Genomic DNA, 3312 nt, shown 5'->3' on the forward strand with positions numbered 1-3312 from the left:
CAGTTTTAGAAAATCAGTATCGGAAAAGAAATTAAAAAAACGTTTAGTAATAGATAAGAGTGATAGGTGAGAATGGCAGCGATCCAGAGTTTCCGAAGACTCGCGTACTTCAGTACAGTCAGGAACGTGGGCAGGCTTATCTGCTGTGTTCGGGATGGGTACAGGAGTTACACTGCCGCTATGGCCGCCAGACTCAACCTATGAATGGGATTGGGGAAATTTGTTTTTGTCAAAGGACAAATGGATGAAAAGTCATGTATGGTGCTGCATACTGGATTTCGCCTGGACCGGATTAGGAAAGGAACGGATGGTTAGTGAACGCGGACTGAACACCTCGTTGCCTTGGTGCTTACATCCCGTTTCTATCAAACCGGTCTTTTACCGGAATCCTTAATGAGGTCTCTTTTTAGGTCAGATTTCGAGCTTAGATGCATTCAGCTCTTATTCCTTAGCGCGTAGCTGCCCGGCAATGCCCTGTCGAACAACCGGTACACCAGTGGCGCCGCTGCTTGGTTCCTCTCGTACTAAAAGCAGCTTACCTGCAGACCTCGTGCACCTCTAGTAGATAGTAACCGACCTGTCTCACGACGGTCTAAACCCAGCTCACGATCTCCTTTAATAGGCGAACAACCTCACCCTTGGCCGCTGCTGCACGGCCAGGATGGAAAGAACCGACATCGAGGTAGCAAGCTGCCGGGTCGATATGTACTCTTGCCGGCAACGACTCAATTATCCCCGGGGTAACTTTTCTGTCATTTTTGGCCCCCACCAAGGAGGCACAAAAGTTCGCTAGAGCCGACTTTCGTCTCGTCATCCACTGCTATGCTGAATAACGTCAGGCTGACTTATGCTCTTGCACTCTTCAGTGAGTTTCCGACCCACTTGAGTCAACCATTGCGCGCCCTTGATATCTTTTCAAGGGCGTCCCGCCCCAGGCAAACTGCCCACCTATCGGGGTCCTCTTCGCAGAGTTAGGGTCGTAGTTCCAGAAGGGTAGTGTCCCAATTGTGGCTCCACGGATGCTGGCGCACCCGCTTCGACGCCTCCTACCTACTCTGTACATCCAGAACCACAACCCAGCGACAGGCTGCAGTAAAGCTCCACGGGGTCTTCACTTCCCCCTAGAGGTCTCTAGACTGTGCACTAGAATGTAAGCTTCACCGGATTCCAGTTAGGGACAGTAGGGCTCTCATTGATCCATTCATGCAAGTCGCCAATTAAGCGACAAGGTACTACGCTACCTTAAGAGGGTCATAGTTACCCCCGCTGTTTACAGGCCCTTCTTCCCGTTGAACCGGGGTTTCAGGTACCTGCACTGAGCAGGATTCAGAGATTGTACTAGCCTTTACAGGTTTGCAATCTCCTATGTTGGTATTAGACAGTTAGAGCCCCCTGGTCACTGCGACCTGCTGTCTTCACAGCAGGCACTCCTTCTCCCGAAGTTACGGAGCTAATTTGCCGAATTCCCTTAACTGAAGTACTCCGACACGCCTTAGCCTTTTCAGCTAGGGGCACCTGTGTCAGTTCTCGGTACGGACATTTAGCGGCCTTTTCACGGGTCCCTGGGTGCAGCCAACTGTTGCCATAACAGATTCACCCGCTTCTCGCCATTACGGCTCTCCACGAGTTTCGCTGCTTAGACGGAGCGACGACTCCGCTTGGCCTGCCCTGAGACGTCAGACTTGAGTGCTAAATGGTACAGGAATATTAACCTGTTTCCCTTTTGGCGTACTCGAATTACGGTACGTCTTAGGACCGACTAACCCTCGGCTGACGAACATTGCCGAGGAAACCTGGCCCCTTCGGCGGCAGGGATTCTCACCCTGCTATGCTGCTACTATTACCAGGATTTTCGTTTGTGAACGGTCCACAGGACTTTACAGCCCTGCTTCTGCCCGAACACAACGCCTTCCTACGAGATTACCTTGCGGTACTCCGTGGTATCGGTGGTCGACTTGAGCCCCGTCAATTTTCGGGGCCCCAAACCTCGACTGGTGAGCTGTTACGCACTCTTTGAAGGGTAGCTGCTTCTAAGCTAACCTTCCAGCTGTCTTGGGCTTGGGACGCCCTTTAGTGTTAACACTTAGTCGACACTTGGGGACCTTAACCACGGGCTGGGTTGTCTCCCTTACGGACTACAAGCTTACCCCAGTAGTCCGGACTCCGACCTTCTTCAATGACGGTGGGTTTGGAGTTTGACAGGCGGGCGAGGGGTTTCCCCCCCGGAACCGCCAATCAGTGCTCTACTCCACCGACGATCTCCAGTCAGGTCATGCTGCGACATGTTTCGGAAGGAACCAGCTGATGCCGGGTTAGATTAGCATTTCACTACGAGACGCAGGTCACACGAATGATTTGCAGATCAATACCGCTTGCGGTCCTCCACGTAGCTTTCGCCACGCTTCAACCTGCCCACGCCTAGATCACCCGGCTTCGGGTCGTGCCCCGGTGACTCCACGCACTTGTATACGTCGTGCCTCACTCCGGAGAGTTGCGCACATGTTGCTTTCGCTTCGGCTGCCCAAATATAAGGTTAGCCATTGCCACCAAGACACACTCCCTGGCCCGTTCTTCAAAACGTAAGATACGACACTGGCAGTGATATTCGTACAGCACCCTCGCGGGTGTTTCCTTCATATCAAAGATCCTTTCATGCCGTATCGTTCCATCACTATCAGGTTTCAGGCACTTTGCACCTCCCTTCTCGGGGTACTTTTCAGCCTTCGGTCACCCTACTATTTCGCTATCGGTCTCAAGTAGTATTTAGTTTTGGAGGTTGGTGCCCCCCGGATTCCCGCACGATATCCGACGCACGGTACTCAGGGACATGTTCCTGTCTTCTGGTTTACACATACGTGACTGTCACACTCTATGGTCTGCCGTTTCAGGCAAGTTCTGTTTAGCCTCGAGACGTTTGAACAGCCCTACAACACCACATTTCCCCGTAAGGGGATTCGGTTTGAACTGTGCCGTTTTCACTCGCCGTTACTAGCGGCATCTCGTTTGATTTCTTTTCCTGCTCCTACTAAGATGTTTCAATTCGGAGCGTTCCCGATCATTACTGATCACTATGGAGAGGTCCCATTCGGAGATCCCGGGTTCATTGGCTCCTTGCACCTACCCCGGGCTTATCGCAGCTTGGCACGTCCTTCTTCAGCTCTTGAGCCGAGCCATCCACCTGATAGCATAATTCCTGTATATCCTAACCAGGTCCAGTAAGCGTCCAGTATACAGCACCTATACATGACTTCATGCACCTGCGCGTCAACGCAGGCAATCCGTCCTTCCCCGAAAATTTACTTTCCGGGTGCA

The 3312-nt window shown here is 52.1% G+C and carries 2 rRNA genes; both read right to left on the bottom strand.

Annotation, left to right across the window (positions count from 1 at the left end):
* Positions 1-70: 70 nt before the first annotated feature.
* Positions 71-192, bottom strand: a 5S ribosomal RNA gene (gene rrf / locus EQO05_RS15175).
* A gap of 100 nt (positions 193-292) precedes the next feature.
* Positions 293-3202: ribosomal RNA gene (locus EQO05_RS15180) — 23S ribosomal RNA — on the bottom strand.
* Between the last annotated feature and the right edge of the window lie 110 nt (positions 3203-3312).

It is taken from the genome of Methanosarcina sp. MSH10X1 (assembly GCF_004099695.1).
Lineage (GTDB): Archaea > Halobacteriota > Methanosarcinia > Methanosarcinales > Methanosarcinaceae > Methanosarcina.